This is a genomic window from Acinetobacter sp. AR_0276 (genome assembly GCF_003000705.1).
Lineage (GTDB): Bacteria > Pseudomonadota > Gammaproteobacteria > Pseudomonadales > Moraxellaceae > Acinetobacter > Acinetobacter nosocomialis.
In genome coordinates, this window is record NZ_PSQO01000004.1 from 1,146,786 (window position 1) to 1,173,504 (window position 26,719).

Sequence of the window (26,719 nt, forward strand, 5' to 3'; positions counted from 1 at the left end):
GCTTTTCTTTTACCACCACAAAGCGATAAGTCCACTTACTCCAATAAAACCAATAATGGTACTTATCATTAAAGGTGTTAATGCTCTTTCATTTAAACCATATGCTTGCCCAAAAATACCAAAAGCAATTGGCATTGGAAGTGCCGCAATTAATGTTCCGGCATATAACATCTCTTGACTGACGTTTGGTAATAAAAGGAATAACCCAAAAATCACAACTGGCATAAGAATGACATTAAACCCAGCCAACAATACACTTTGTAAATTCACGGCGGTAATACCTATACCAACCAAGCTGCCGCCAATAGCAAATAGTGCTAGAGGCGAAGCTGTCCTTCCTAAAAGTTCTAAAGCTTGCCCAAGTTTTGAAGGCAGATGAATACCTAGCAAGATACAGCTCATCCCCACTAAAATTGCAATAATTACAGGATTTTTAATTAAATTTATGAATGTTTTTTTCAGTAAAGGCAAAAGCCGCTGCTGTTGATGTAATCCCGCTTCTGCCAAAATAAGCATTAAAGCGACAATTAATAAGTTTTCAATGATTAAAGTTAAAGATATATAGATTGCAGCATGACTACCCATGAGCATGGTCAAAATAGCAGTACCCATAAAACCTGTATTTGACATAGAAGCACCCATTGATATGACTGCACTATGGGTTAGGCTGTTTTTAAAATATTTCCGATAAATGATAAAAGCCAGAAAAAACAAGATTAAAGAGCCACCACCATAAGCAATAAAATAAGCTGGGTGCCAAATATCTTGTAAGTTTTTATTGGCTAAGGATTGGATTAAAAATGCAGGAAGCGCAATTTTAATAACGAATGCGCTAAGAGCCTTAATTTGCTCAGGTGTCACCAATTTAATGAGAACACTACAGTACCCCATCAATAATAAAATCAAAATTGGTAAGATTACCTGAAAAACCACAAACAACGCCCTCACTCATTTCAAAAGAAAAACGGGCAAATTTTAATTTGCCCGCATATTTAAAAACTAAAAAGAATCAAAAAGCTGTTTTAAGCCATGTGGTTGACAACGCAAATATTGAGGAGCAATTTTGACTTTTGCCCCCAATGTAGCTGCAGCATGCCATGGCCAACGTGGGTCATATAACATTGCACGTGCAAGACCAATGGCATCAGCTTGTTGGTTTTCTAAAATTTGTTCAGCATGCTGTGGATCAGTAATAAGACCTACCGCAATCACAGGAATAGATACATGTTTTTTAACCTGCTCCGCGAATGGTACTTGGTAACCTGCCCCGATGGTAATATTTTGGTGTTCATGTAAGCCACCACTAGAGACATGGATATAAGCGGCTCCCAGTTGCTCTAAAGCTTTTGATAACCCAACTGTAGACTCAACGTCCCACTGTTCGTTACCATCCATCCAATCAGTTGCAGATAAACGCACCCCTACAGGATAACCCGCAGGAACAGCAAGTTTAATTGCCTGAAGTACTTCAAGCGTCATACGCATACGGTTTTCTAAAGAGCCGCCATATTCGTCAGTACGTTGATTGGCAATTGGAGATAAAAATTGATGCAACAAGTAGCCATGCGCCGCATGTACTTCGATTAGCTCAAAGCCCGCTTCAACTGCACGTTTTGCTGCAGCTGCAAAGTCTTGTTGAATTTGTTTAATTTCATCAACTGTTAATGCATGTGGTGCTGCATCGTGAACCGAAAAAGTACTTGTACTTGGGGCAACTGTTTGCCAACCATGTGGCTGATCTTTTGCAATTTGACCTTTCCCCAACCAAGGCTTTTCAGTTGATGCCTTACGTCCAGCATGTGCTAACTGAATTCCAAATGGCATAGGAGAAAGTGTTTTAACTTTTCCTAATAAAGTTTTGATTTGGTCACGTTGCTGATCATTCCAAAGTCCAAGATCTGCGTAACTAATTCGACCTTCCGCTTGTACAGCCGTAGCTTCTACAATGCATAACCCAGCTCCAGACAACGCGTAATTTGCCCATTGCTGCTCATGCCAATAGGTAATTTCGCCTTCATCAGTTGCCGAATACTGACACATTGGGGCAATTACAATTCTATTGACCAGTTGTAGCGAATCAAAATTAACCGTTTCAAATAATTTTGCCATTTTAAATTCCTAGAATTGTTTAATCACACGTAAACCTGCACTCCAGTTACGCCCATCAGCGGGTTCAAAGTAACGATCATTACCATCATTTACGATAACTGAACCCGCATAATTTTTATCAAATAGGTTATCTACACGAGCAAAGCTTTTGACTTTCCAAGTACCTAAATCCCATGCATAACCAATATTTGCTGAAGTTACACTGTAGCTTGGTGCTGCGTCACTGTTGGTATCATTCACGTATACTTTGTCCATATACTGTACATCTACACCACCATATAGTCCGTGGCTCGGTTGCCAAGCTAAAGAAATGTAAGCCTGATTTTTAGCAATTCCAGGAATCGCATTGCCATCTGGAATTTGAGCAATATTGCCTAAAGCTGGAATATCCGCATCAAAAGTAGCATCTAAATAGGCATAGCTTGCTGTCGCTGTTAAATCTCGCCACAACTTTTTATTCCATGCAAACTCTACCCCTTCACGCAAAGTTTTATCCGCATTTCGGAAGGTAGAACGACCATTTGAGCTTCCTGCTGAAACAATGTCATTTTTGGTTTTAGTTTGAAAAACTGCCAAAGTAAAATCACCTAATTGGTTTTGTGATTTTAAACCAGCTTCATAGGTATCACTGGTCGATGGTTTTAAATCAAAATTAAAACCTGACTTTGTCGTATCAGTTTGATATGCCATTTCAGTAAAGGTCGGTGTTTCAAACCCTTTGGCATAACTCATATAAGCCATGAGCTCAGGTAAAATTTGCCAACTTAACGCAAGCGACGGTAAAACTTTACTGTAATCAGTCTTGCCGCTATCGTCGCCATTACTTAAATAGCGATCTTCCGACTTATAGTGAACATTACTATAGCGTACGCCCGTATCTAAACGCCATGTGGGTAAGAACTGCCATGAAGCTTGTAAATATGGATCGATATTCCACAGAGTATTGTCTTCATCACGGCGTAATTTACCTTTGACGCCATAAGAAGGTTGACCATTTACTAAATTAAAGTTTTCAAAGCCTTTACGATCTTCATCCATCGCATCGAGTGCAACCCCCAAACTCACCGTTGTATTTGGCAATAGTTCTTTACCTGTCCAACGGAAATCAGCACCATAATAATTACGGTCAAAATCAATCACACCACCCGCATGATTGATACTGGCATCTTGGGTAGATTTAGGAATAGATTGATACTGAGTGACTTGACGATTACCCAAATATGCCATGGTATAAAGTTCATTTTTATCATTAATAGGCTTAGACCATGTCATGCCCGTTTGGGTTTGTTCGATATCTTTACGAACATTAAATTGCTTTAAAAACGGAACTTGTTGCTTTGGATTCGCATTCCACTGATCATGCGTTAAACCCTGTGGATCATCGGCATTGATTTTGACATAGTTAGTCACCCAGTTGATTTTACTTCCATCATCAAGGTTCCAACTGAGCTTTGCATTATTTAATATTTTTTCTGCCCCGCTATGTTCTCGGTAACCATCGGTATCGAAGTATGATGAGCTAATAATATAACTTGGTTCATTCGCCCCTTTTGCTCCACCTTGTAGCACTAACCCTGCTCGGCTTTTATCGTGACTACCACCCGAATAGCTGAGCTCAATTGAGTCTTTTCCCTGTCCTTCTTTAGTAGAAGTTAAAATTGTCCCGCCCGATGAATTTCCATAAAGTGAAGAAAAAGGCCCTGTTAGGACTTCAACATGATCCAGACTGCTTAAGTCGATATTAGACGTTTGGCCTTGCCCATCTGGCATTGTTGCAGGAATACCATCCACATATAGGCGAATACCTCGGACACCAAAAGTAGAACGTGCACCAAAACCACGCATAGATAGCTGTAAATCTTGCGCATAATTTTCACGGTTACGAATTTGCAAACTCGGTATCCCCTTCACAACCTCGGTCAAATTCACTTGTGAAGAACTATCCGCCAGAGGTGCATCTATTCGAAAAACCGAAGCAGGTGTTTGTAAGTAAGTAGTATCAGTACGAGTTGCTTCCACATGTAAAGTAGGCAATTTGGCAACATCTGAATTTAAGTCTTCTGCCCAAACAAGTGGGCTAGAAATACAGCCCATACTCATCAAAATACAGTAGTGAAGTCGGTCTAAGCGTAATAAGGACATGCTTATTTCCTTTATTTATATTGTAGTTATGATAACAAAAAGCAGTGTCTCGTCTGGATATAGAATTCGGTTTACATTGTTGTAAATCTGGAACAGTCGTTTTGCGATATAAAAATTGATTTCCAGTTTAAGAGTTATCGGCTCAAAGATGGATGACCTTTCCAGCAATATCGTTCAGGCCAATCTTTCGCTTCCTCGGCATAATCAATTCCAATACGTGGCGTTAAAACCACTTCTGGCGGTGTAGTGGCTGCCTCAATCCATAGTCCAGATTCTTCACCTAAAGTCTGGCCTTTTAAAGTCCGATCAATGCCCAAATAACGCGTCAGTTTGCCGGGTCCAGCCAAAAGCTTATATTCTTTTTTGGTTGAAGCACCATTTAAAAATGCTGATCGAATCATTACTCCTTCAGGTACACCTTCTGTTTGAGTAATAATGTTGAGCATTTCATACATGCCATAAATTAAATAGACATAAATGGTACCACCATGGCGATACATCACTTCTGTTCGTGCGGTACGTTTGTCATTGTAGCTATGGCAGGCTTTATCACGCATGCCCAAATAAGCTTCTGTTTCACTAATTGTACAGCGGATAACTTGTCCATCAGGTTGTCGCTTACATAATACGCAGCCGATTAAATCATATGCTACTTCCGAAGTTTCTCGTTGAAACCAGCTTAATGGTAAAATATCTGACATAGTATTCTCTGAAATATTACATACCACACGTTATACTTGATTAATCCAGTATATCTGTTAATTCTGCGAGTTGGCATGCCTGAGTTACCCGAAGTCGAAACCACCAAAACCAGTTTATTTCCCTTATTGAATCAAAAAGTTTTAAGTGTTGAAGTACGTAATCCTAGCTTACGTTGGCCAATACCAGATGATATTCAAAGACTTGTTGGGCAACGCCTGATTGTATTAAATCGTCGTTCAAAATATATTTTGGCAGAGTTTGAACAAGATCAAATGCTCTGGCATTTAGGAATGTCAGGTAGTTTTCGCCTGTGTCAACCAAACGATGAACTGAGAAAACATGATCATCTGATTATTCAATTTGAAGACCAACAGTTACGTTACCATGACCCACGTCGTTTTGGCTGTATTCTTTGGCTTAACCCTGAAACTCAAGGCAAACTCATCGATACTTTAGGACCAGAACCATTAAGTACTGACTTTCATGCAGAATATTTAGCTTCCAAACTCAAGAATAAAGCTGTCGGCATAAAAATTGCACTCATGGATAACCATGTAGTGGTCGGTGTTGGCAATATCTATGCAACTGAAAGCTTGTTTAATGTTGGCATTCATCCAGCACAGCCTGCTGGTGATTTGACCATACAACAGATTGAGAAACTGGTTGTTGAGATTAAGCGAATTTTAAAGTCAGCAATTGATTTAGGCGGCTCGACTTTACGAGACTATAGCAATGCCATGGGTGAAAATGGTTATTTTCAACAGACTTTACTCGCTTATGGTCGTGCCGGAGAAATGTGTGTTAACTGTGAAACCACATTAGAAAACTTAAAACTCGGTCAGCGTGCCAGTGTATTTTGCCCACAATGCCAACCGCTGAAAAAGCTGAAAAAGCCTTAATTTTTTGGAGGAAGACAACATGCAAACAGCAATTGTCCGACATATTTTAGTCAAAGATAAAGACTTAGCCGAACAGCTAAAAAAGAAGCTACAAAGTGGGGCTGACTTTGCCAAACTTGCCAAGCAATATTCTACCTGTAATTCAGCTAAACGTGGCGGTGAACTTGGTGAAGTCAAAAAAGGACAGTTGGTACCTGTTATCGACAAAGTCGTTTTTACTGCTGCTGAACGCGTGTTACAAGGTCCTATCAAAAGCCAGTTTGGCTATCATCTTTTAGAAGTTAAATTCCGAATGGGCAGCTTACGTTAGGACTCATTAATTTAATTATCGTTTTCAAAAGTATTAGCCTGTGCATTCATTTGATATGTCCAGGCTTTTATATATTCACCTGACTCTAGTTTTATATCAGCGATTACACGCTGGTATTGAAAGCCTTCAAAGTCATCTAACATTTGCCAGTTTTCTGCTAATTTTTCTGTGCTAAACACATAACCTTCTATCCAATCTGCTTGCGAATCTAACTCTAACGCTTTTAAACCTTTGTCTGGGCCCCAATCTAAAATATGAATTACCCCTCGTACACTAGCTTTCATCCAGCTTCCACCAATCTGCTCCAAAATATGAGCATTTGCTTTATTAGGACATAAGGTTCCATATACAAAAAGCTGATTCATTAATTTATGTTCCTTGTTCAATATGCTTAGCTAAACTTAACTGTGACCTTGCAATTTTATCAATATCTCTAATCCAGTATAAAATGCGATGTAATAAAAAACGGTACTCTAAGTACCGTTTTTTATTTGAAATCTGCTTAAGCTTTCTTTTTCAACTCATCACGAATTTCGCGCAATAATTGTACGTCTTCAGGAGTTGCAGCTGGAGCTTCTGGCTCATTCTTATCACGGCGAAGTCTGTTTAATAATTTAACCATTAAGAACACAACCCAAGCCAAAATCAGGAAGTTAATTAAAATGGTCAGGAAGTTACCGTAAGTTAATACATTGATACCTGCTTTTTGTAAGGCATCTAGAGATTGTAAGTTATTAGGGTTTGCACCTAATACGATAAATTTCTGCGAGAAATCAACACCACCACCTGTAATTACAGTGATAAGCGGCATGATGATATCTTTTACTAACGAGTCTACGATTTTGCCAAAAGCACCACCAATAATTACACCAATGGCTAAATCCATCATATTGCCTTTAATGGCAAATTCTTTAAATTCTTGAATAATACTCATCTAAACATCTCCAGATGTAGGGGGGAGGAACACATCATATTTTTCTTTTTTCACTGGCCTCTTATCCGTCTAGATAGTACTCGCCATGATATTGATAATTTAATATTTTTTTCAAAAAAAGAAAGCTATTTCACACTTTAACAACATATTTGCTTACAAGAAAAATATGATTTTAAGTTTACTTTCAGCTTTACCAGTAAGCAATAAAAAACCGCTAAACGAATTTAGCGGTTTGTCTTTTTTCATTTAAGAAAAATTATTTATCACGATTACGTTTACGTTCGTTTTCAGTCAAGTAACGCTTACGGATACGGATTGATTTTGGAGTAACTTCTACTAACTCGTCATCTTCAATGAATTCAAGCGCTTGTTCAAGCGTAAATTCAATTGCTGGTACTAAAGTTAAAGCATCATCTGTACCAGATGCACGAACGTTAGTTAATTGTTTCGCTTTAGTTGGGTTTACAACCATATCGTCTGAACGAGAGTTAATACCCACGATCATACCTTCGTAAACTTCTAACTGTGGTTTAGCGAACAAACGACCACGGTCTTGCAAGCTGAACAATGCATAGCCCAAGCAAGTACCTTGAACCATAGAAATCAACACACCGTTTTGACGTTTCGCAACAGTACCTTGTTTAACAGGGCCATAATGCGAGAAGCTTGAAGTCATGATCCCTGTACCAGAAGTCATAGTCAAGAATTCAGAACGGAAACCGATAAGACCACGTGAAGGAACAGTCGCTTCAATACGGATACGGCCTTTACCGTCAACTTCCATATTAGTCATTTCGCCTTTACGGTGACCCATTTGTTCCATTACAGCACCTTGATGCTGTTCTTCAACGTCAAACGTTACGTTTTCGTAAGGTTCTTGTCTTTCACCATCAATTTCTTTGATGATTACTTGTGGACGTGATACGCCCATTTCAAAACCTTCACGACGCATGTTTTCAATTAAAACTGAAAGGTGAAGTTCACCACGGCCAGATACTTTGAAACGGTCTGGACTGTCAGTATCTTCAACACGTAAAGCTACGTTGTGAATTAATTCGCGATCAAGACGTTCACGGATATTACGTGAAGTTACGAATTTACCTTCTTTACCAGCAAACGGAGAGTTGTTTACTTGGAAAGTCATAGATACTGTAGGTTCATCTACAGATAAAGCTGGTAATGCTTCAACATTTTTCGGATCACAAATCGTGTCAGAAATGTTAAGTGCATCAATACCAGTAATACATACGATGTCACCAGCAGATGCTGAGTCAACATCAATACGCTCTAAACCATGGTAACCCATGATTTTTAAAATACGACCGTTACGTGTATTGCCATCTTTGTCAATTACAGTAACAGGAGTGTTTAATTTTACTGAACCGCGTTGAATACGACCAACACCGATAACGCCTACGAAGCTGTTATAGTCAAGTGATGAAATCTGCATTTGGAATGGACCATCAACGTCAACCGCTGGTGGCTCAACGATGTCTACAATCGTTTCGAACAACGGAGTCATATCTTCTGCAAGTTCTTCAGGAGCAGGACCCGCTACACCACGTAAACCTGATGCATAAACGATTGGGAAATCAAGTTGCTCATCGGTTGCACCAAGGTTATCAAACAAATCAAACACTTGATCGATTACCCAGTCTGGACGCGCACTTGGTTTATCAACTTTGTTGATAATAACGATTGGTTTTAAACCACGAGCAAAGGCTTTTTGTGTCACAAAACGAGTTTGTGGCATTGGGCCTTCTTGAGAGTCAACAAGAAGTAATACGCAGTCAACCATCGACATAACACGTTCTACTTCACCACCGAAGTCGGCGTGTCCCGGGGTGTCCACGATGTTGATACGGTAAGTTGTATCAGTACGCTTATCCAACCAAGTAATAGAAGTGTTTTTCGCTAAGATGGTAATACCACGTTCACTTTCAAGCGCATTCGAGTCCATGACACGCTCAATCTCGCCTGCTCGGTCACCGAGAGCACCTGATTGCTGAAGTAGTTTATCGACAAGTGTGGTTTTCCCGTGGTCGACGTGCGCAATAATTGCGATATTACGGAGATTTTTGATATCTGACATGAAAATTAGAAACGCCTGAAATTTGAGGGCAAATTATACAGAAAAACACTACTCTTGAGTAGTGACAGTTTATTGACATTGACAAAAAAATTTCCCAATAGCTTGTATTTCGTTTTGTAAAGATAGGTATCTCGATTAGAATAGCGCCAATTTGCGAAATTGCGGCGTACTTACCCCCATGTCCAATCAACCATCACAAGACCATCTTGACCTCGTTTATGGACTAGATGACCGACCAAAACCCTTCGTGGCTTTTCTAGCAGCTTTTCAACATTTGCTTGCAATTATTGTCCCGATTGTTACACCTGGACTTCTCATTTGTTTAGCTTTGGGCGTTTCACGTACCGAAACTAACATGATTTTATCCATGTCTTTGGTCATTTCAGGAATTGCAACTTTCTTACAATGCAAAAAAGTTGGTCCTTTCGGTGCAGGTCTGCTCATTGTTCAAGGAACAAGCTTTAACTTTATTGGACCAATTATTGGTATCGGTAGTGCAATGGTTGCTGCAGGTACGCCAGTAAATCAAGTTATGGCTGCTATTTTTGGTGTGGTGATTGCTGGTTCATTTATTGAAATGGGTGTTTCACAAATTCTGCCATGGGTAAAAAGACTGATTACTCCGCTTGTGACAGGTATTGTTGTACTTCTGATTGGCTTGACACTTATTAAGGAAGGCTTGATTAGTATGGGTGGTGGTTATCAAGCCATGCAAGATCATACTTTTGCAAGTTCCGATAACCTTATAATGTCTTGTACAGTTCTTGCCATCATTATTATCTTAAACCGCATACGCATAGTGTGGATTAAAAGCTCAGCTATTTTGATTGCTTTAGTTATTGGCTACATTCTTGCCGGCTTCATGGGTTATTTAGATTTCTCTGGTCTAAAAGACGCCCCAGTCATTCAAATTCCAACACCAATGCACTTTGGCTTAAGCTTCTCATGGGGCTTATTTATTCCAATGGCATTCATTTATTTGGTGACTTCATTAGAAGCAATTGGTGATGTCACAGCAACCAGCAAACTTTCAAACCAACCTGTAGATGGCCCTCAGTGGATGCAACGCATTAAAGGTGGCGTGTTAGTAAATGGCGCAAACTCTTTACTTGCAGGATTATTTAATACTTTCCCTAGTTCTGTTTTTGCCCAAAATAATGGTGTTATTCAACTCACGGGTGTGGCTAGTCGTTACGTAGGGATCTGGATTGCAGCTTTACTCATTATATTAGGTCTATTCCCTGCTGTAGCGGGTGTAATACAAGCTGTACCACAGGCAGTATTAGGCGGAGCAGTTATGGTAATGTTTGGTGCAGTTGCTGCCTCAGGCATTAACATTCTTTCATCTATCCATCTCGATCGTCGCGCACTTTTAATTATTGCAATATCACTTGCACTCGGTTTAGGTGTTGCCCAAGTTCCACAAATTTTGGAGCACTTGCCAGAGTTATTTAAAAATATTTTTAGTTCTGGTGTAGCAACAGGTGGTATTGCAGCACTAATTTTAAATATTGTTCTACCTGAAACCCACAAATAACCTATTTTTTAATTTTTTGATTACTGCCCAGTTTCCACTGGGCATTCTTCTTCATGAGAGATGTACATGGATCCTAGAAGTGAAGTGGTTTTAAGACAGCAAGACTATTTAAAAGGTAGACTCTTGTTGATTAATGCACCCAATGATGCCTTAGTCAGTCAATTACCTACTACGGTTGATGCCTCAGTCTGGACATGGAATTATGCTGACTACCAAGGTTTCATTAATACAGGTACCCCAGCACATTTCTCAGTTGAGTTTCCATCACAAGAATTTGATCAGGCTTTAATTTTTGTGCCTAAATCAAAAGAGCTTTTAAACTATATATTGCATGTAGTGATGAGCCATTTAAAAGCTGATCAATCAGTTTTTCTAGTAGGCGAGAAAAAAGGCGGTGTTGAAAGAGCAGCTAAACAATTACAAAGTTTTGGCCAGATACTTAAACTCGATAGTGCACGCCATTGTCAATTATGGCATTTAAAAATTGAAAAAACTGAAAAAATCAAGCCTCTTGAAAGCTGGTTAAAAACCTATACTGTTCAAGCAAATGAACAAGAACTTACCATTTGCGCGCTACCTGGCGTTTTTAGTCAAAATCATCTAGATGTCGGAACTGCTGTTTTACTCCCTTATCTAAATCAGGTGAAATCAGGTAGAATTGCCGACTTCGGGTGTGGTGCGGGAATTATCAGTTGCTATTTGGCAAAAGTAAATTCAAGTAATATTATTCATGCCCTAGATATTGATGCCTTCGCTTTACGGTCAACGGAAATGACTTTTAGTCGAAATGGAATAGGTTCAGACCAGTTGAGATTGCAGCCCGTTACAGGAATTGCAGACGCCCCAACAGAACTTGATGCCATTGTCAGTAATCCCCCCTTTCATCAAGGTATTCATACCAACTACGATGCAAGTGAAGGACTCTGCCAGAACGCTAAAAAACATTTAAAGGCATCAGGTGAGCTATGGATTGTAGCAAACCGTTTTTTAAACTATCCAATCTTAATCGAGAAGCACTTTGGTCAGTGTGAGATTAAAACTGATCTACAAGGCTTTAAGGTGTTATATGCCTGTGCATAACAAACTATGTAAGGAATCTCCATGAGCGAAACACATGCTCCTGAAAAACTCCAGCGAAAGCTTGGGGCTCGTCATCTGAATATGATCGCCATTGGTGGTTCCATTGGTACAGGTCTCTTCCTTGCTTCTGGGTCAACCATTGCAAATGCAGGTCCAGGTGGGGCGTTACTCGCCTATTCCCTCATTGGTATTATGATTTATTTCTTAATGACCAGCTTGGGCGAACTTGCAACTCATACACCGACATCTGGCGCATTCTTCACCTATGGCAGTCGCTATGTGGAAGAAGGCTTTGGTTTCGCACTAGGTTGGAACTACTGGTATAACTGGGCAATCACGGTTGCGTTTGAACTCGTTGCAGTACAGTTTATTATGAAGTTCTGGTTTCCAGATATTCCCGGGTTCTATTGGAGTGCGCTCTTCCTCGTCATTATTTTTATGATTAATGCGATGAGTGTAAAAGGATTTGGCGAAAGCGAATTCTGGTTTTCAATGGTTAAAGTTATCGCTATTGTTGCCTTCATTATCATTGGTATTGCCATGATTATTAAGGTGATGTTGACACCAGGTGTGGCCACTTTTGGTAATTGGACTTACAAAGATGCGCCTTTTGTAGGTGGTTTACAAGCCATGATTGGTGTTGCCATGATTGCAGGGTTCTCATTTCAGGGAACCGAAATGGTGGGTGTGGCTGCGGGTGAATCGAAAGATCCAAAGAAAACGATACCACTTGCGATTAAACAGATTTTCTGGCGAATTTTATTATTCTATGTGTTGTGTATTTTCATTATCGGTACACTCATTGCCTATGATGATCCAAACCTATTACAAGCTGCGACAACAGAAAATGTTGCACTTTCTCCTTTTACCTTGCTTTATGAAAAAGTAGGCTTTGCTTTCGCTGCGAGCTTAATGAATGCGGTTATTTTGACAGCTATTTTGTCGGCAGGTAACTCAGGTATGTATTCGTCTACCCGTATGTTATTTGATATGGCTCAACAAGGCCGCGCACCAAAATGGTTTGCAAAACTCGACAATCGTGGTGTTCCAATGAATGCCTTATATGCGACTACATTTATTGCTGCATTCTGCTTCTTAACGACTTTTATTGGGGAAAAACAAGTCTTTAACTGGCTTCTCAATATGTCTGGGATGTGTGGTTTCATTGTTTGGCTAGGTATTGCAATTTCACATTATCGTTTCCGTAAAGGTTATATTGCTCAAGGTTATAAGCTCGAAGATCTTGCCTACCGTGCTAAGTTTTTCCCATTTGCTCCATGGTTTGCCTTTATTCTTTGTTCTGTCATTATTTTAGGACAAAACTATCAAGCTGTTTTAGGTGGGAAAATTGACTGGATGGGCTTACTTTCTACCTATATTAGCTTGCCTTTATTCTTAGTAATTTGGCTCGGATATAAATGGAAAAATAAGACTAAATTAATACCTTACGATCAAATGGATGTAAAACCAGAGCAAGATTAATAGTAAGCTTAAAGAGCTAATCAAAAATATCTAAATGTCAAAAACTTGATCTTTAGTTAAAAACAGGTAAAATGCCGTTCAGATTTTCAACGGCACTTTTAAAAAAGGAGGACATCATGCCAACACTACAAGGTAAAACACAGTAACGATTTGGCACGATGTCAGCTCACGGACAAGTGTACAAATTTAATTCACTTGTCCGAATGCTCGAATTTAAGACCTAGCATTCGCTAGGTTTTTTTATGCCTATTCGGACAGAAAAATAAGAGAAAAATTATGGGCATACAAAAAATATTAAACGAAGAGGCACTCTATGGTGTGCCAGTTAAAATTTTCACTCAAGATATAGATAGTGAAAGTATCGAACAACTAAAGAAAATGGCACAACTGCAATTCATATACTCACATATTGCTGTTATGCCAGATGTTCACGTAGGAAAAGGCGCGACTGTAGGTAGTGTTATTCCGACTAAACATGCAATTATTCCAGCTGCAGTCGGTGTAGATATTGGTTGTGGAATGAATGCAATTCGTTTGAGTCTAAAAGCATCACAACTTCCAGATAACTTAAGCCGTTTACGTGATGCAATCGAACGTAAAGTACCCGTCGGTTTTGCTTTACATAAACAGGTCAAAGCTAAGGCGTCGAGTATTATTCCACTCGAAAAGCGTTTACAACCGATTATAAAGAAACATCCAGGTCTAGTTCGTATGCTTCGGCAGTTTGATGCAACTTGGCAAAAACAATTAGGGACATTAGGAGGTGGTAATCATTTTATAGAGTTATGTATTGATGAAAATCAAGATGTATGGATCATGCTCCATTCAGGTAGTCGCGGTCTTGGTAATGTCATTGGTACTTATTTTATTGAACTTGCCAAGAAAGAAGCACAACATCGCTTCGGGCATGTACCTGATAAAGACCTAAGTTATTTTGCTGAAGGTTCAAACAGTTTTAATGATTATGTAGAAGCTGTGGAATGGGCACAAGAATATGCTTTCGAAAATCGCAAAGAAATGATGCGATTAATCTTAGAAGCAATTCGACCTCTTCTACCCTCTTTTCAAATGACAAAAGAAGCAATTAATTGCCATCATAATTATGTAAGTCGAGAAACCCATTTTGGTGAAAATCTTTTAGTTACCAGAAAAGGAGCGATTAGAGCGGGTTTAAATGAGTTAGGAATTATTCCAGGTTCTATGGGAGCACGTTCTTATATTGTTAGAGGAAAAGCTAATCCTGAGTCTTTTTGTTCTTGCTCTCACGGAGCTGGCCGCAAAATGAGCCGAAGCAAGGCAAAAATACTTTTTAATCAACAAGACTTAATTGAACAAACGCAAGGAATTGAATGTCGTAAAGACAGTGGTGTTGTCGATGAGATTCCAAGCGCTTATAAGGACATTGATGAAGTTATGGCGAACCAGTCAGATCTTATTGAAGTGGTCCATACACTTAAACAAGTTTTATGTATTAAAGGTTAAAACATGAAAATTAAAGAAATGCCAAAAATTAAGGCTCGCAACCACGTAGCCCTTTCACCTTTACTTCAAAAAGGTGGCATGCATGAGACAGAAAAACCTCGTGCACAGCATCGTCGAGATAGACAAGATACTAAACAGCAATTAAAAAAAGGTGTTTGGTAATACTGATCTAAATGAATAACTGAGTACATATTATCAAGGAGATAGAAAAATGAAAAATATTTTAAAAATCACAATAAAAAAAGCGACTCTAACGAGTCGCTTTTTTACTGTTCAGAAACTCAAATTATTGAGCTTGTTGACCAGGTTGAACTACTACAGTACGGCTACCAGTAATTGTCGCGAATACACGACGGTTCATAGCACGACCTTCTTTAGTTTTGTTGTCAGCAATCGGTTGATCCCAAGCGAAACCTTGAGTAGACAAACGAGAAGCGTCAACATTGTATTCGTTTACAAGAGCTGATTTAACAGAGTTAGCACGAGCTAAAGATAAACGTTCGTTCAACTTACGTGGACCAGTGTTATCTGTGTGACCTTCGATACGTGCAGTAGCGTTAGGGTATTCAGATAATTTTTCAGCAACTTTAGCGATTTCTGGCTTGTATTGGTCTTTGATGTTTGATTTGTTAGTATCAAAGAACACACGAAGTTCCATGTTAAGGTCTTCAGTTAACTCTTGTGGTTGTGGAGCAACTGGAGTTGGTTCAACTGGAGCAACTTCTACTACAGGAGCAGCAGGCTTCAAGTGACCACCAAGAACTACGTTTAAACCAGCAAGAGCTGTATAGTTCCAGAATTGTTCATCAAAGTTATAAGTACCACGAGCTTCTGTACGAAGAGATAAAGCATCGTTGATGCGATAGAATGCACCGATACCAGCATTACCTAAAGTACCTTCTTCACTTGTGTGGTAACCAAGATCAGGAATCTCGTATTTGTAGTGACCAGCACCTAACAATACGTATGGCTTGAATTTGCTGTCATAGTTTTTAGTAATTAAATCAGAAGTAACATAGAAGTTACCATTGATTTGTTTTTGTTTGTATTCAGCATTTGGAGCACCCGGAATACCGTTTACATCACCTTTAACTTGGTTATATTCAGCTTCAAAACCTAACCATGGTGTTAACTCAATACCTAAAGCTGCACCAACGAATAAATCGTCTTGTAACTCAGGGCTATTTGTTAAACTACCTTTGTCACCACCGTTATTGTGTTGGCTGTCTTGCCAAGTGTAACCAAGCAATAATGGAGTAACTGTTACGCCAGCATTAGCAGCAGCTAATGGAGCAGCAACAAGCATAGTAGCAAGTGCAATACGACTCAATTTCATGGATATCCTCCAGAGATAACAATTGTTGTTCAAGCTCAGCCTAAATTTATTGGCCCCTGAGATATTTTTACCCCAGTATTATTTTTAAGCTATTCACATTTGAATCATACAAACACTTGATAAACTTTCCAAGTGCTTGATAATTTTAATCAAGTAAATTATTGACAAAATTACTTACAATTTCCGTTGTAATTCGGTAATTTTTTACTCAACTAGCAAAAATGAATAACTTCTTTGTTTCGCTTGCGGTGATTTTACCAGTATTCTAGCCAACTGATAACCCTTATTTAATTTTGTGTTTCCTTATTATAAAAAATAATATAAATCATTGTCAGAAAACATAAAATTGCTCTATTTATACATATATTAAGGTTTCTTAATGTTTAGATCTCCTGGTTTTACTATAGTTGAGCTCTCTATAACCCTCGTAATTCTTGTGATTATGTCAGTTATAGCCATTCCTTTATACCATCAATTTATGGCATCTGTAGAATTAAAAAATACTTCGCGTGTACTCACAATTCATATACAAAAAGCCAAATCGGACGCAATTATTCAGCATAAGAACATTGTTCTGTGTCCGAGTTCAGATCAGGTAATCTGTAATACAGATTGGAATAAACACTTAATCAGCTTCGTAGATAGTAACCGCAATCTACAGCATGATTTAAATGAAGAATTATTAATCTCTATAGATCTTAATCATACTTATGGTTCTATGAAATTACAACGTTTTGGTAAAAAACAAAATAGTATTGTATTTCAAGGAAGCTCGGGACTTCCAATCGAGTCTAATGGTAGTTTTATTTACTGTTCTTATGATCAGCTTAAAAATTTTAAATTAGTTCTTAGCAAAATGGGGCATGTGCGTGTCGAAGAATTGAAAAATTGTTAGAACTCTACAGTCTAATGCCGAGGCCAATACATCCCTCATTTTGCAATATACTGCTTAAGTTTTAATGTTTTCTTAATTTGAGATAAAGAACAATCGGAGATTACAGCAATGACTGACATCGTAATTGTTAATGGTGCTCGTACTGCTATGGGTGGTTTTCAAGGATCACTATCTGGTCTAACTGCTCCTGAACTAGGTGCAGTAACAATTAAAGAAGCAATCGCACGAGCAGGCTTGCAACCTACTGATGTCGAAGAAGTCATTATGGGTTGTGTACTACCTGCGGGTTTAAAACAAGGCCCTGCTCGTCAAGCGATGCGTAAAGCTGGTTTACCTGACTCTACAGGTGCAGTGACGATTAATAAGCTTTGTGGGTCAGGCATGAAAGCCGTGATGCAAGCAGCAGACATGATCAAAGCAGGCAGTGCTGAAATTGTGGTTGCAGGTGGCATGGAGTCAATGACTAATGCTCCTTATGTATTGCCCAAAGCACGTGCTGGTTACCGTATGGGTCATGGCGAAATTAAAGACCATATGTTCTTCGACGGTTTAGAAGATGCTGAAACGGGTCGTTTAATGGGTTCATTTGCTCAAGATATGGCAAATACACGTGGCTATACACGTGAGCAAATGGATGACTTTGCCATTCGTTCTTTAAAACGTGCTCAAACTGCAATTACTGAAGGCTATTTCAAAGATGAAATCGTCCCTGTTACTGTCTCTACACGTAAAGGCGATGTGATTGTTGACCAAGATGAACAACCTTTAAATGCGAAGATTGATAAAATTCCTTCACTTAAACCAGCTTTTGCAAAAGACGGTACAATTACCGCAGCAAATGCGAGTTCTATTTCTGATGGTGCTTCTGCATTGGTGTTAACATCAAGTGAAGTTGCAGCACAACGTGGCTTACAACCGCTTGCTAAAATTATTGCGACAGCTTCAAATTCTCAGCATCCTTCAGAATTTACCATCGCTCCTGTGGGTGCTATCGAGAAAGTTCTTAAAAAAGCTGGATGGAATGCTCAGGACGTTGACCTTTGGGAAATTAATGAAGCATTTGCTATGGTTACCATGTGTCCAATTGATGATTTCAAACTTGATGCAGAGAAAGTAAATATCAATGGGGGGGCTTGTGCCCTAGGTCATCCGGTAGGTTCTACAGGTTCTCGTATTATTCTTACACTTATTCATGCGCTTAAACGTACTGGCGGTAAAAAAGGTATTGCCGCACTTTGTATTGGTGGTGGTGAGGCAACAGCTGTTGCCATTGAAATTCTTTAATTAAAACCTGTTTAAAATCCCACTTCGGTGGGATTTTTTATGAAAAATTTACAAAAAAAGACCCACAAAATCACTTTTAAGTTTTAACTTATTCCTTTAAACGAAAACAACAATGGACAATAACAATGCAACTCAATCACTATCTCAATTTCCAAGGTCAGGCAGAACAAGCCTTTAATTTTTATAAATCGGTCTTTGGTGGTGAATTTGCTATGCTGAGCCGTTATAGCGACATGCCACCTAATGAGGGTGTAACATTATCGGAAGCCGAAAAAAATTTAGTGCTTCACGTTTCTCTACCGATTAATGAATACACAGTACTCATGGCATCAGACACTATCGATCAATTCTGTACCCCGAATAGTGTATTTACTAAAGGTAATAATCATTACATCGCAATCAACCTTGAAAAAGATGAGCAAGAAAAAGCAAAACAGCTGTTCGATGCTCTATCTGTAAATGGACAAGTTGAAATGCCATTAGAAAAAACTTTCTGGGGTGCATTATACGGTGCATTTACCGATCAGTTTGGCATAAAGTGGATGGTTAACTGTCAGCTTGATACATAATATTTTTTAAGATCAGCCCCTTATAGAGACACTTACTATTTCTATAAGGGTCTTAAACATTAATATTAGAATACTGCGCAATAATCATTAAACCAACGGTAATAAAACCTATACCTACCCATCCAGCTACATCAATATTCTGCCCAAGAAAAATCTTTGCAAGAAAAGCAGTTGCTAATACACCTATTCCAGACCAAAGCACATATAAAATTCCCGCCTGCATATATTTCAAAGCAATAGCTGCACATGCAAAAGACCCAATATATAAAACTAGAGCAATTCCTTGAGCAGTTTTATTAACTAATCCATTGCCTTTAGCCGAATAAAATGTTGAGAGCACATCTGTCGCAATAGCAAATATTAACCACCAAGCACCGGGATTTATTTTTGAAATTAAGCCTAACATTCTTATTCTTCATTCATTTATTAAAAAGTAATTATAAAAAAAGCTGAACCTAAGTTCAGCTTCTTCATTTAAAATTATTTAAGCACCAGTTTGATAACTTGCTTGCGGTACGGCTGTTGAAGCTTGGTACGGGTTGGTAAAGTCTTGCAAACCAGCTGCCGCCTCTTGCACATCTTTACCTTCCTTAATTACAAAACTATCAAAACCTGAGCGCTTTAAGTAGTTTAAGACATCCTTAAACACATCGCCAGTTGCACGCAGTTCACCTTGGAAACCTTGACGACGTAATAACGCTGCAAATGAATATCCACGACCATCACCAAAGCCAGCAAACTCAATAAAGATCGCATCGAGTTCGCTAAGTGGGAATGTATGATCTTCTGGTGAATCGCTCACAGTCACATACAAAGCTTTTTTGCCTTGAACATTAGTTAATTGATCGAGTTGAGCTGTTGTTACAACAACATCACCTTGAGGAACCACACCATCTTCTGCAATGATTTGATAAGTATTGTCTGCAATCGTGCCGTCTTTATAAAGCACTGGTAGAGCTGTATTAAGCATATGCACGCTCCTTAAATGGTTGAATTCCTACACGGCGATATGTATCGACGAAACGCTCACCTTCAGTACGTAAATCAAGATAAGTATTTAATACTTCTTCAATAACGTCTGGAACAGCATCTGCTGCAAATGATGGGCCTAAGATGTCACCGATAGAGGCATCATGGTCTGAATTACCACCTAATGTAATTTGGTAGAACTCAGCGCCTTTTTTATCTACACCTAAAATACCGATGTTACCCACGTGGTGGTGACCACAAGCATTCATACAACCAGAAATATTTAGGTCTAAATGACCAAGATCATAAACTTTGTCTAAGTCTTCAAAACGACGTGTAATCGCTTCAGCAATTGGAATTGATTTCGCATTTGCAAGTGAACAGAAATCCCCACCCGGGCAGCTAATAATATCGGTAATAAAGCCGATATGTGCACGTGCCATATTGTGTTGTTCAAGTGCTTGCCATACATCGAACAAGTCTTTTTGAGGCACATCTGCCAAAGCAATATTTTGTTCGTGAGTGGTACGAAGCTCACCGAACGTATATTTATCAGCAAGATCTGCAATAAAATTCATTTCTTCGGTGGTCATATCACCCGGTGCGATGCCTGCACGTTTTAGAGAAATCGTAACAATACGATAGCCTTTCACTTTATGTGCATGCGTGTTGATATTGAACCATTGTTTGAACTTTGGATGCTCAGCAAATAAAGCGGTAAAGTCTTCATCTGCTAAATCTTGATAATCAAACGGGGTGAATTCTTCATCCAGTTTTTTCAAGATTTCTGGCTGAATTTTCAATGCTTCGCGTGTATGTTCGAATTCAGCTTCAACTTTCTGTGCAAACACTTCAGGCGTTAATGCTTTAACCAAGATTTTGATACGCGCCTTATATTTGTTATCACGACGGCCATGCAAGTTATAAACACGTAGAACTGCTTCTAAGTAAGCAATTAAATCTTCACGTGGTAAAAACTCACGAATAACGCTACCAATAATTGGGGTACGGCCTAAACCACCACCAGCCATAATTTTATAGCCAATTTCACCCGCTTCATTACGCACGATGTAAACACCAATATCGTGGAATGCCGTTGCTGCACGATCTTTTTCTTCAAGTGCAGAAACAGCAATTTTGAACTTACGTGGCAAGAATGCAAATTCAGGGTGGAATGTACTCCACTGACGAATCAATTCACATGTTGGACGTGGGTCTGCAATTTCACCAGCAACCACACCAGCATATTGGTCAGTTGTTGTGTTACGAATACAGTTACCACTCGTTTGAATGGCATGCATTTGTACAGTTGCAAGTTCAGCCAAAATATCTGGCACGTCTTCAAGTGCAGGCCAGTTTAACTGAATGTTTTGACGCGTAGATACATGCGCATAGCCACGGTCATAAGCAGTTGAAACTTCAGCAACTTTACGTAATTGTTTAGAATTCATTAAGCCATACGGCACAGCAATACGCAGCATAGGCGCATAACGTTGCACATATAAACCATTTTGCAAACGTAATGGACGATATTCATCTTCAGAAAGTTTGCCAGCTAAATAGCGTTCAGTCTGATCACGGAACTGAGCAACTCGTTCATTAACCAGCTGCTGGTCGAAATCGGTATATAAATACATGGCGTATGGCTAGTAGATTCATTATTAAGGCGGATAGCATAGCGAGCTTTTATTCATCAATAAAATGCTTTTTTTGCATATTTAATAACGGTTTTATTGATAAGCTTTAATATAAATCAATATAAAAAAAGCCCAGATCAATCTGGGCTTTTTTTATAGCAAAGGTTTATTTGTTATCTGGCAATGCATAAGCCACTAAATAGTCGCCCATTTTTGTACCAAATGAACCATGACCACCGGCCATGATCACAACATATTGCTTACCATTAATTTCGTAAGTCATTGGTGTTGCTTGTCCACCGGCTGGTAAACGCGCTTCCCAAAGTTTCTTACCATTCGTAACGTTAAAGGCACGGATGTAGTTATCTTGAGTTGCACCAACGAACATGACATTACCTGCGGTAGAAATTGAACCACCTAAACCAGGAACACCAATTTTAACAGCTGGTAATTGGAACAGTTTTGGTAAGCTATCACGGATAGTACCAATACGTTTTTTCCAAACGACTTCATGAGTTTTCAAATCTACGCCAGCCACATATCCCCAAGCTGGTTGTTTACAAGGTAAACCAAGCGGAGATAGGAATGCGCTGATTTCTACACCATACGGTACGCCATACATTGGCTGAACGCCTTGCTCAGTACCTGCACCTTTTGCAGTTTGCGCACGGTTTGGATCAGCAGGAATTAGACGACTTACAAATGGCAAGCCAATCGGATTCATGACAGCAACCTGACGATCAGGGTTAACTGACATACCGCCCCATTCAAACACACCTAAGTTACCAGGGAAAACTAAAGTACCGTTTTCAGATGGTGGTGTATAAATACCATCGTAATTGAGACGTTTGAATGACACACGACACATGAGCTGATCAAGCATTGTGGCACCCCACATATCTTTATCAGTCAATTTATCTTGTGGTGCCAAGTTCAAGTCAGAGAATGGCTGAGTTTTTGAATAATGCTCGCCTTTAGTCTGTGGTCCGCGTTTAACTGTTTGTGGAACTGGTTTCTCAGTTACAGGAACAATTGGCTGACCATTACGGCGATCAAGAACAAAGGCATTACCTGTTTTAGTCAATACATAAATTGCTGGAACGGTTTTACCAGATTTGTCTTTAATATCTGCCAAAGATGGTTGTGACGGTACGTCCATATCCCATAAGTCGTGATGGGTTGTCTGGAAGTTCCAAATCAATTTACCAGTTGAAGCATTAATCGCTAACATAGAGTTCGCATAACGCTCTTTCAACTCGGTACGGTCACCACCCCAAATATCTGGAGTACCTACACCTGTTGGAACATAAACGATATCAAGTTTGGCATCGTATGCTAAAGGTGCCCAAGCATTTGGAGAGTTATGAACAAAAGTTGTGCCTTCACCTGGCATAGCATTTGGATCTGCTGCGCCAGTATCAAATACCCAAAGAAGCTTACCAGTGTTCACGTCATATCCACGAATCACACCAGATGGCTCTTTATTTGAATAGTTGTCTGTCACAGAACCAGCAATAACTACCGTTGAACCTGTCACAACACCAGGAGATGTTGGGTTATAACCACCTGGATAAGCATATGGCATGAACTCTTGTAAATTCACTTCGCCATTTTGACCAAAGTCAGTACATGCTTTACCTGTGTCAGCATTCACAGCCACTAAACGCCCGTCATTAACTGGAACAAAGACTTTACGTGGACATTGTGTAGAGCTAGATTTCTTGCTTTGGAGACTCGTTGCAAACTCAGTAGTATTGTTTGCATCGTAGTACATTACACCACGACAAGTTAAATGCTGGAACGATTTATCCGTTTTAAGTTTAGGATCAAAACGCCATTTTTCTTTACCAGTAGCTGGATCAATCGCAATTAATTGTTGGTGAGCCGTACAGATAAACATGTTATTACCAATTTTAATTGGCGTAACCTGATTGGTTGTTTCACCAGAATCATTATCTGTTTTGAAATCACCAGTACGTAGTGTCCATGCTACTTTCAAATCTTTGACATTTTGGTCATTAATTTGTTTGAGCGGAGAATAACGCTCACCAGCTTGAGTACGGCCATAAGCTGGCCAATCACTCTCTGCTACACCTGGAACGGCTTGAGCAGTTTCTGGTTGAGGAGTTTTGATCTCACCATTAATTTCTTGTGGATCGTTGAAGATAGAATAAACCATCAACACGATTGCAATCGCTAAAGTTGAAGATAAGGCAACTTTACTTGATCCAAGGTTGTTGATTCCACGAGTCACTGCCGGAACCAATAACCATAAACCAAGAATACCTAAAATATCTAAACGAGGTGCAAGCGCCCAAAAGTCTGTTCCAACTTCCCAGACACTCCAGATAATAGTACCTAGCATTAATGCAGCATAAACCCACAAAGCAGTTGAAGCGCGCTTGTAGAGTTGCCATGTAACAATGAGAAGTAAGACTCCAGCTACAATGTAGTAAATTGAACCGCCTAGTGTAGCGAGCCAAATACCTCCAATTAACAGGAATAACGCCAATAACCCAATAATGATTACGGTAAACGTCGTTAATCCTGATCTTGAAGAAGGTTGATTCATAAACCACCTCTTATCAATCATCATTTTTATCGGAAAGATGTGCCAAAAACCTTATAGGAAAATGGCATCACCAATACATATAAAACAAAATTCAGGCATAAAGAAAAAAACGGAAGGTCTGGATACTTCAATCAATGATTTAGCCCTCGACAATCCGTTTTTCGGAATAATTACTTAGAATACGGTTGAGAATTTAATACCGCCTACCCAAGTGTTATCACCATTTTTTAATGCACCAACATGACGAACATATTGCACATTTGGACGAATAGTTAGCCAGTTAGTGGCATGAATACCATAGTAAAGCTCGGTATTGTATTCAGTGTCATATTCTTTGGCTTGAATATCGCTCCAGTCATCATTGATATGAATACGAGCAACGCCAAGTGCCAACTCATCTTGTGGACGTTGATTGAGCAAACCTTTGTAGACTAAGCCTACATTTTGCATGTTATCAACTTTATTAGTATCTGAGTCGTGGAAAGTAAGGTTCACAAAACCTGTTAAACCGCGATCAGTTTGATCAGCTGGCTGGAATAATTTTTGTTTCGCAGTTACCCAAACACCTTGCTTATGAGATGTTTTGGTTGGATTAGTAATTTCCTCTGCATCAGCAGTGCTGTAGTAATAACCTAAACGGTATTCACCAGGCATGCTTTGCACGCCTAATTTAGGTGACCAAACGACCTCTGCCGGAATAATTGCACCGTGAGAACCATCTGTGCTTAGGTTGAAACCTTTGCCACGCTCCAAGTTCTCTGGGTTATATTCGTATACACCAATTTGCGTATATAAATCGGGTTGCACATTATATTTAACACGCATTGCCCATTGGCTAACTGGCCAGTTATACCATTGGTCACCAACCCAGTTACCCACTTGTGAACCACAGAGGGCCAAGTTCTGGAAGTCACAGTCAAAGCTATTAAAGTCTTCACCTTCACCAAAACGACCAACTTTCACATCTAACTTCTGATCAAGGAATTTTTTCTTAATCCACAAGTCTGTTAAACGCCAAGTTTGCTCACGCCCCCACACTTCTTGTGCAGAACTAATGTGTCCAGCTAAAGCTGGAGAATGTTCAGAAAGCGATTGCCCATCACGATAAGTTAAAGTGATTTGAGCTTCAGTATCTTGCCACCCTAAAATTTTACCTAGGTCCAAATGCGAACCTAAAGCAAGTTGCCCTGTATAAGCGCTACCGTGTGTAGAAGTATTCTTTGAATCTAAAATACCGGCGTATTCACCGGTATATCCAAAAGAAAAATCATAACCTTGTGCTTGTAACGCTGTACGTTGCCCGTTCCAATCACCCAACATCCAAGAACTATTTGGGTCAAATGCAGCAGCAGCTTGTGCATGCTGAACAAAAAGAGTAATTGATAAAACGGATAAACAGGAAACCATCAAAGATTTATGCGTTTTCATGTTTACGAACCTTTTATGTCTTTGTTTATAAAGGTTACGCTAATTTTATGTAAAGAAATTATTCAAAATGTTAATCAATTGATTAATCAGATAATAATCTTAGTACTTACTGTATAAGAAATAGCCCTCTAACCTTACCACTGCCCCTCGCCAAGCTTTTGACCTACAAAGGAATATCGCATTTGGGAACGTGAGAACTTAATTGGGCATGCAATTTGAGGTTCTGTATCTGTCGTATTATTTTGCAAAGGTACATTCACAATCCATCCACGTTGTTGTGCTAACGGTGAATTTAAAGCCTCACTTAAACTCAATACTGGCTCTACACACACATCAAGATTTGCAAAAATTTCATGCCACTCTTTAAATGTTTTGGTTTTAATTTTTTCCTGAATGGCTTGTTTAACTTCCTGTCGATCTTCGGCATCTAATGATGCGCCTTTTTGCAATAACACAGGTAAATCTAATGCAGCAGATAAGCCAGCCATAAACTGCGGTTCAAGACTTCCAATCGAAAGATAACGACCATCTTGAGTCATATAATAGTCATAGAAAATACCTCCATTAAGCATTCCCTGTTCTGGCGCCTGTTCAACTTGTCCTGCAAGCGTAGCTGACGCAGCCATACTATTTAGACTCGCCACACAATCCGTCATGGAAATATCAATATATTGGCCTATACCACTACGGCTGCGCTCAACGACCGCAGCCAAAATAGCAATAACTGCATGTAATGATCCACCTGCAATATCGGCAACCTGAATGCCAAGTGGTGGTGGACCACTATCTTGTCGGCCACTATATCCAGCAATACCTGCTAAAGCTAAGTAATTAATGTCGTGTCCAGCTCGATCTTTGTAGTTTCCTGTTTGTCCATAACCTGTAATTGAGCAATAAATTAAACGCGGGTTAATTTCTGCAAGCGTTGCATAGTCCAATCCTAAACGGCGCATGACATCTGGTCGAAATTGTTCTATGACAATATCAAACTCGGAAATCTTGGCTTTTATCAGATCAATACTGGCAGCATCTTTTAAATCGAGAACAATCGACTGTTTATTTCGGTTTAGATAACTATGTGCAGTCGCCTGTCCATTGGCATATGGCGGCATTATCCGAATGAGATCTGGACGTGATGGAGATTCGATATGGATGACTTCTGCCCCCATATCGGCCAAATACATTGTGGCAAAAGGTCCAGGTAAGAGCGTCGAGAAATCGAGAACTTTAAGTCCATTTAATGCTGTCGTCATCGTATTT

At 39.4% G+C, this 26,719-nt stretch carries 24 protein-coding genes; 10 read left to right on the top strand and 14 right to left on the bottom strand.

The genetic code is table 11. The features are described 5' to 3' along the window. Positions 1-9: 9 nt before the first annotated feature. The 4 genes from CSB87_RS06240 to CSB87_RS06255 all read right to left on the bottom strand — a co-directional run bounded on the left by CSB87_RS06240 (position 10) and on the right by CSB87_RS06255 (position 4,952). Positions 10-933, bottom strand: coding sequence for an AEC family transporter (locus CSB87_RS06240; RefSeq protein WP_023188155.1), 924 nt, complete (start codon positions 931-933; stop codon positions 10-12). Positions 934-999: 66 nt separating this feature from the next. Beyond that, positions 1,000-2,109 carry an NADH:flavin oxidoreductase/NADH oxidase gene (locus tag CSB87_RS06245; RefSeq protein ID WP_004712065.1) on the bottom strand — a complete coding sequence of 370 codons (1,110 nt, stop codon included), beginning with the start codon at positions 2,107-2,109 and terminating at the stop codon, positions 1,000-1,002. A gap of 9 nt (positions 2,110-2,118) precedes the next feature. After that, a complete protein-coding gene (locus CSB87_RS06250) occupies positions 2,119-4,251 on the bottom strand; it encodes a TonB-dependent receptor family protein (RefSeq protein ID WP_031953295.1) in 2,133 nt (710 codons plus the stop codon). Positions 4,252-4,385: 134 nt separating this feature from the next. Further along, a complete protein-coding gene (locus tag CSB87_RS06255; RefSeq protein WP_031953296.1) occupies positions 4,386-4,952 on the bottom strand; it encodes a DNA-3-methyladenine glycosylase in 567 nt (188 codons plus the stop codon). Positions 4,953-5,027: 75 nt separating this feature from the next. On the opposite strand from CSB87_RS06255, the gene mutM reads away from it, so the two are divergent. Together mutM and CSB87_RS06265 are read left to right on the top strand one after the other, a co-directional pair. After that, positions 5,028-5,852, top strand: a complete 825-nt coding sequence (gene mutM / locus CSB87_RS06260; RefSeq protein ID WP_031953297.1) for a bifunctional DNA-formamidopyrimidine glycosylase/DNA-(apurinic or apyrimidinic site) lyase — start codon at positions 5,028-5,030, stop codon at positions 5,850-5,852. Between the two features lie 19 nt (positions 5,853-5,871). Continuing rightward, on the top strand, positions 5,872-6,162 hold the full coding sequence (locus tag CSB87_RS06265; protein WP_002051379.1) for a peptidylprolyl isomerase: 291 nt from the start codon (positions 5,872-5,874) through the stop codon (positions 6,160-6,162). A gap of 11 nt (positions 6,163-6,173) precedes the next feature. On the opposite strand, the gene CSB87_RS06270 is transcribed toward CSB87_RS06265, so the two are convergent. The 3 genes from CSB87_RS06270 to typA form a co-directional block, all read right to left on the bottom strand. Then, positions 6,174-6,527: a gamma-glutamylcyclotransferase family protein gene (locus CSB87_RS06270; RefSeq protein ID WP_016804648.1), complete on the bottom strand. Its 354-nt coding sequence runs from the start codon at positions 6,525-6,527 to the stop codon at positions 6,174-6,176. 137 nt (positions 6,528-6,664) lie between these two features. Continuing rightward, complete coding sequence (gene mscL, locus CSB87_RS06275) at positions 6,665-7,096, bottom strand: large conductance mechanosensitive channel protein MscL (RefSeq protein ID WP_004885352.1); 432 nt, start codon at positions 7,094-7,096, stop codon at positions 6,665-6,667. Positions 7,097-7,352: 256 nt separating this feature from the next. Continuing rightward, positions 7,353-9,188, bottom strand: coding sequence for a translational GTPase TypA (gene typA / locus CSB87_RS06280; protein WP_004712053.1), 1,836 nt, complete (start codon positions 9,186-9,188; stop codon positions 7,353-7,355). Positions 9,189-9,366: 178 nt separating this feature from the next. On the opposite strand from typA, the gene CSB87_RS06285 reads away from it, so the two are divergent. The 5 genes from CSB87_RS06285 (at position 9,367) to CSB87_RS19870 (ending at position 14,931) form a co-directional block, all read left to right on the top strand. Further along, positions 9,367-10,725: a uracil-xanthine permease family protein gene (locus tag CSB87_RS06285; protein ID WP_004712050.1), complete on the top strand. Its 1,359-nt coding sequence runs from the start codon at positions 9,367-9,369 to the stop codon at positions 10,723-10,725. 66 nt (positions 10,726-10,791) lie between these two features. Beyond that, on the top strand, positions 10,792-11,805 hold the full coding sequence (locus CSB87_RS06290) for a class I SAM-dependent methyltransferase (RefSeq protein WP_031953299.1): 1,014 nt from the start codon (positions 10,792-10,794) through the stop codon (positions 11,803-11,805). 21 nt (positions 11,806-11,826) lie between these two features. Beyond that, positions 11,827-13,287 (top strand): amino acid permease, encoded by a 1,461-nt coding sequence (locus tag CSB87_RS06295; RefSeq protein WP_002051328.1) that lies wholly within the window; start codon positions 11,827-11,829, stop codon positions 13,285-13,287. A gap of 276 nt (positions 13,288-13,563) precedes the next feature. Beyond that, positions 13,564-14,769 carry an RtcB family protein gene (locus tag CSB87_RS06300; RefSeq protein ID WP_031959234.1) on the top strand — a complete coding sequence of 402 codons (1,206 nt, stop codon included), beginning with the start codon at positions 13,564-13,566 and terminating at the stop codon, positions 14,767-14,769. A gap of 3 nt (positions 14,770-14,772) precedes the next feature. Beyond that, the gene (locus CSB87_RS19870; RefSeq protein ID WP_004712046.1) at positions 14,773-14,931 is read left to right on the top strand and encodes a hypothetical protein; all 159 of its coding nucleotides are present in this window, start codon (positions 14,773-14,775) and stop codon (positions 14,929-14,931) included. Positions 14,932-15,055: 124 nt separating this feature from the next. On the opposite strand, the gene omp38 is transcribed toward CSB87_RS19870, so the two are convergent. After that, entirely contained in the window at positions 15,056-16,105 is a 1,050-nt protein-coding gene (omp38, locus tag CSB87_RS06305; protein ID WP_017394124.1) for an outer membrane protein Omp38, read from the bottom strand. 379 nt (positions 16,106-16,484) lie between these two features. Here omp38 and CSB87_RS06310 point away from each other — a divergent pair, with 379 nt between their 5' ends. The 3 genes from CSB87_RS06310 (at position 16,485) to CSB87_RS06320 (ending at position 18,853) form a co-directional block, all read left to right on the top strand. Next, positions 16,485-17,000, top strand: a complete 516-nt coding sequence (locus CSB87_RS06310) for a GspH/FimT family pseudopilin (RefSeq protein ID WP_031959236.1) — start codon at positions 16,485-16,487, stop codon at positions 16,998-17,000. Between the two features lie 108 nt (positions 17,001-17,108). Further along, positions 17,109-18,284 carry a thiolase family protein gene (locus tag CSB87_RS06315; protein WP_004712038.1) on the top strand — a complete coding sequence of 392 codons (1,176 nt, stop codon included), beginning with the start codon at positions 17,109-17,111 and terminating at the stop codon, positions 18,282-18,284. 125 nt (positions 18,285-18,409) lie between these two features. Continuing rightward, the gene (locus CSB87_RS06320) at positions 18,410-18,853 is read left to right on the top strand and encodes a VOC family protein (protein ID WP_002051396.1); all 444 of its coding nucleotides are present in this window, start codon (positions 18,410-18,412) and stop codon (positions 18,851-18,853) included. Positions 18,854-18,905: 52 nt separating this feature from the next. Here the strand turns inward: CSB87_RS06320 and CSB87_RS06325 are convergent, their stop codons facing one another. From CSB87_RS06325 to CSB87_RS06350, 6 genes are all read right to left on the bottom strand, one after another. After that, positions 18,906-19,259 (bottom strand): DMT family transporter, encoded by a 354-nt coding sequence (locus CSB87_RS06325; protein ID WP_002051463.1) that lies wholly within the window; start codon positions 19,257-19,259, stop codon positions 18,906-18,908. 78 nt (positions 19,260-19,337) lie between these two features. Further along, positions 19,338-19,823, bottom strand: a complete 486-nt coding sequence (locus CSB87_RS06330) for a DUF934 domain-containing protein (RefSeq protein ID WP_002051429.1) — start codon at positions 19,821-19,823, stop codon at positions 19,338-19,340. Then, entirely contained in the window at positions 19,816-21,459 is a 1,644-nt protein-coding gene (locus CSB87_RS06335; RefSeq protein ID WP_031953304.1) for a nitrite/sulfite reductase, read from the bottom strand. Before CSB87_RS06335 ends, CSB87_RS06330 begins: the two co-directional genes overlap by 8 nt. Positions 21,460-21,625: 166 nt before the next feature. After that, positions 21,626-24,031: a glucose/quinate/shikimate family membrane-bound PQQ-dependent dehydrogenase gene (locus CSB87_RS06340; protein WP_002051504.1), complete on the bottom strand. Its 2,406-nt coding sequence runs from the start codon at positions 24,029-24,031 to the stop codon at positions 21,626-21,628. A 174-nt stretch (positions 24,032-24,205) separates the two neighbouring features. Continuing rightward, positions 24,206-25,438 (bottom strand): carbohydrate porin, encoded by a 1,233-nt coding sequence (locus CSB87_RS06345; protein ID WP_079377139.1) that lies wholly within the window; start codon positions 25,436-25,438, stop codon positions 24,206-24,208. 155 nt (positions 25,439-25,593) lie between these two features. Continuing rightward, positions 25,594-26,712 (bottom strand): CaiB/BaiF CoA transferase family protein, encoded by a 1,119-nt coding sequence (locus tag CSB87_RS06350; protein WP_031953305.1) that lies wholly within the window; start codon positions 26,710-26,712, stop codon positions 25,594-25,596. Positions 26,713-26,719: the final 7 nt, after the last annotated feature.

Coding starts and splice junctions, on each gene's coding strand:
- CSB87_RS06350 (WP_031953305.1), bottom strand. CDS start 26,712: ATGACGACAGCATTAAATGGACTTAAAGTTCTCGATTTCTCGACGCTC.
- CSB87_RS06265 (WP_002051379.1), top strand. CDS start 5,872: ATGCAAACAGCAATTGTCCGACATATTTTAGTCAAAGATAAAGACTTA.
- CSB87_RS06290 (WP_031953299.1), top strand. CDS start 10,792: ATGGATCCTAGAAGTGAAGTGGTTTTAAGACAGCAAGACTATTTAAAA.
- typA (WP_004712053.1), bottom strand. CDS start 9,188: ATGTCAGATATCAAAAATCTCCGTAATATCGCAATTATTGCGCACGTC.
- CSB87_RS06320 (WP_002051396.1), top strand. CDS start 18,410: ATGCAACTCAATCACTATCTCAATTTCCAAGGTCAGGCAGAACAAGCC.
- CSB87_RS06310 (WP_031959236.1), top strand. CDS start 16,485: ATGTTTAGATCTCCTGGTTTTACTATAGTTGAGCTCTCTATAACCCTC.
- CSB87_RS06300 (WP_031959234.1), top strand. CDS start 13,564: ATGGGCATACAAAAAATATTAAACGAAGAGGCACTCTATGGTGTGCCA.
- CSB87_RS06285 (WP_004712050.1), top strand. CDS start 9,367: ATGTCCAATCAACCATCACAAGACCATCTTGACCTCGTTTATGGACTA.
- CSB87_RS06315 (WP_004712038.1), top strand. CDS start 17,109: ATGACTGACATCGTAATTGTTAATGGTGCTCGTACTGCTATGGGTGGT.
- omp38 (WP_017394124.1), bottom strand. CDS start 16,105: ATGAAATTGAGTCGTATTGCACTTGCTACTATGCTTGTTGCTGCTCCA.
- CSB87_RS06255 (WP_031953296.1), bottom strand. CDS start 4,952: ATGTCAGATATTTTACCATTAAGCTGGTTTCAACGAGAAACTTCGGAA.
- CSB87_RS06270 (WP_016804648.1), bottom strand. CDS start 6,527: ATGAATCAGCTTTTTGTATATGGAACCTTATGTCCTAATAAAGCAAAT.
- mutM (WP_031953297.1), top strand. CDS start 5,028: ATGCCTGAGTTACCCGAAGTCGAAACCACCAAAACCAGTTTATTTCCC.
- CSB87_RS19870 (WP_004712046.1), top strand. CDS start 14,773: ATGAAAATTAAAGAAATGCCAAAAATTAAGGCTCGCAACCACGTAGCC.
- CSB87_RS06345 (WP_079377139.1), bottom strand. CDS start 25,438: ATGGTTTCCTGTTTATCCGTTTTATCAATTACTCTTTTTGTTCAGCAT.
- CSB87_RS06340 (WP_002051504.1), bottom strand. CDS start 24,031: ATGAATCAACCTTCTTCAAGATCAGGATTAACGACGTTTACCGTAATC.
- CSB87_RS06330 (WP_002051429.1), bottom strand. CDS start 19,823: ATGCTTAATACAGCTCTACCAGTGCTTTATAAAGACGGCACGATTGCA.
- CSB87_RS06245 (WP_004712065.1), bottom strand. CDS start 2,109: ATGGCAAAATTATTTGAAACGGTTAATTTTGATTCGCTACAACTGGTC.
- CSB87_RS06295 (WP_002051328.1), top strand. CDS start 11,827: ATGAGCGAAACACATGCTCCTGAAAAACTCCAGCGAAAGCTTGGGGCT.
- CSB87_RS06335 (WP_031953304.1), bottom strand. CDS start 21,459: ATGTATTTATATACCGATTTCGACCAGCAGCTGGTTAATGAACGAGTT.
- CSB87_RS06250 (WP_031953295.1), bottom strand. CDS start 4,251: ATGTCCTTATTACGCTTAGACCGACTTCACTACTGTATTTTGATGAGT.
- CSB87_RS06325 (WP_002051463.1), bottom strand. CDS start 19,259: ATGTTAGGCTTAATTTCAAAAATAAATCCCGGTGCTTGGTGGTTAATA.
- mscL (WP_004885352.1), bottom strand. CDS start 7,096: ATGAGTATTATTCAAGAATTTAAAGAATTTGCCATTAAAGGCAATATG.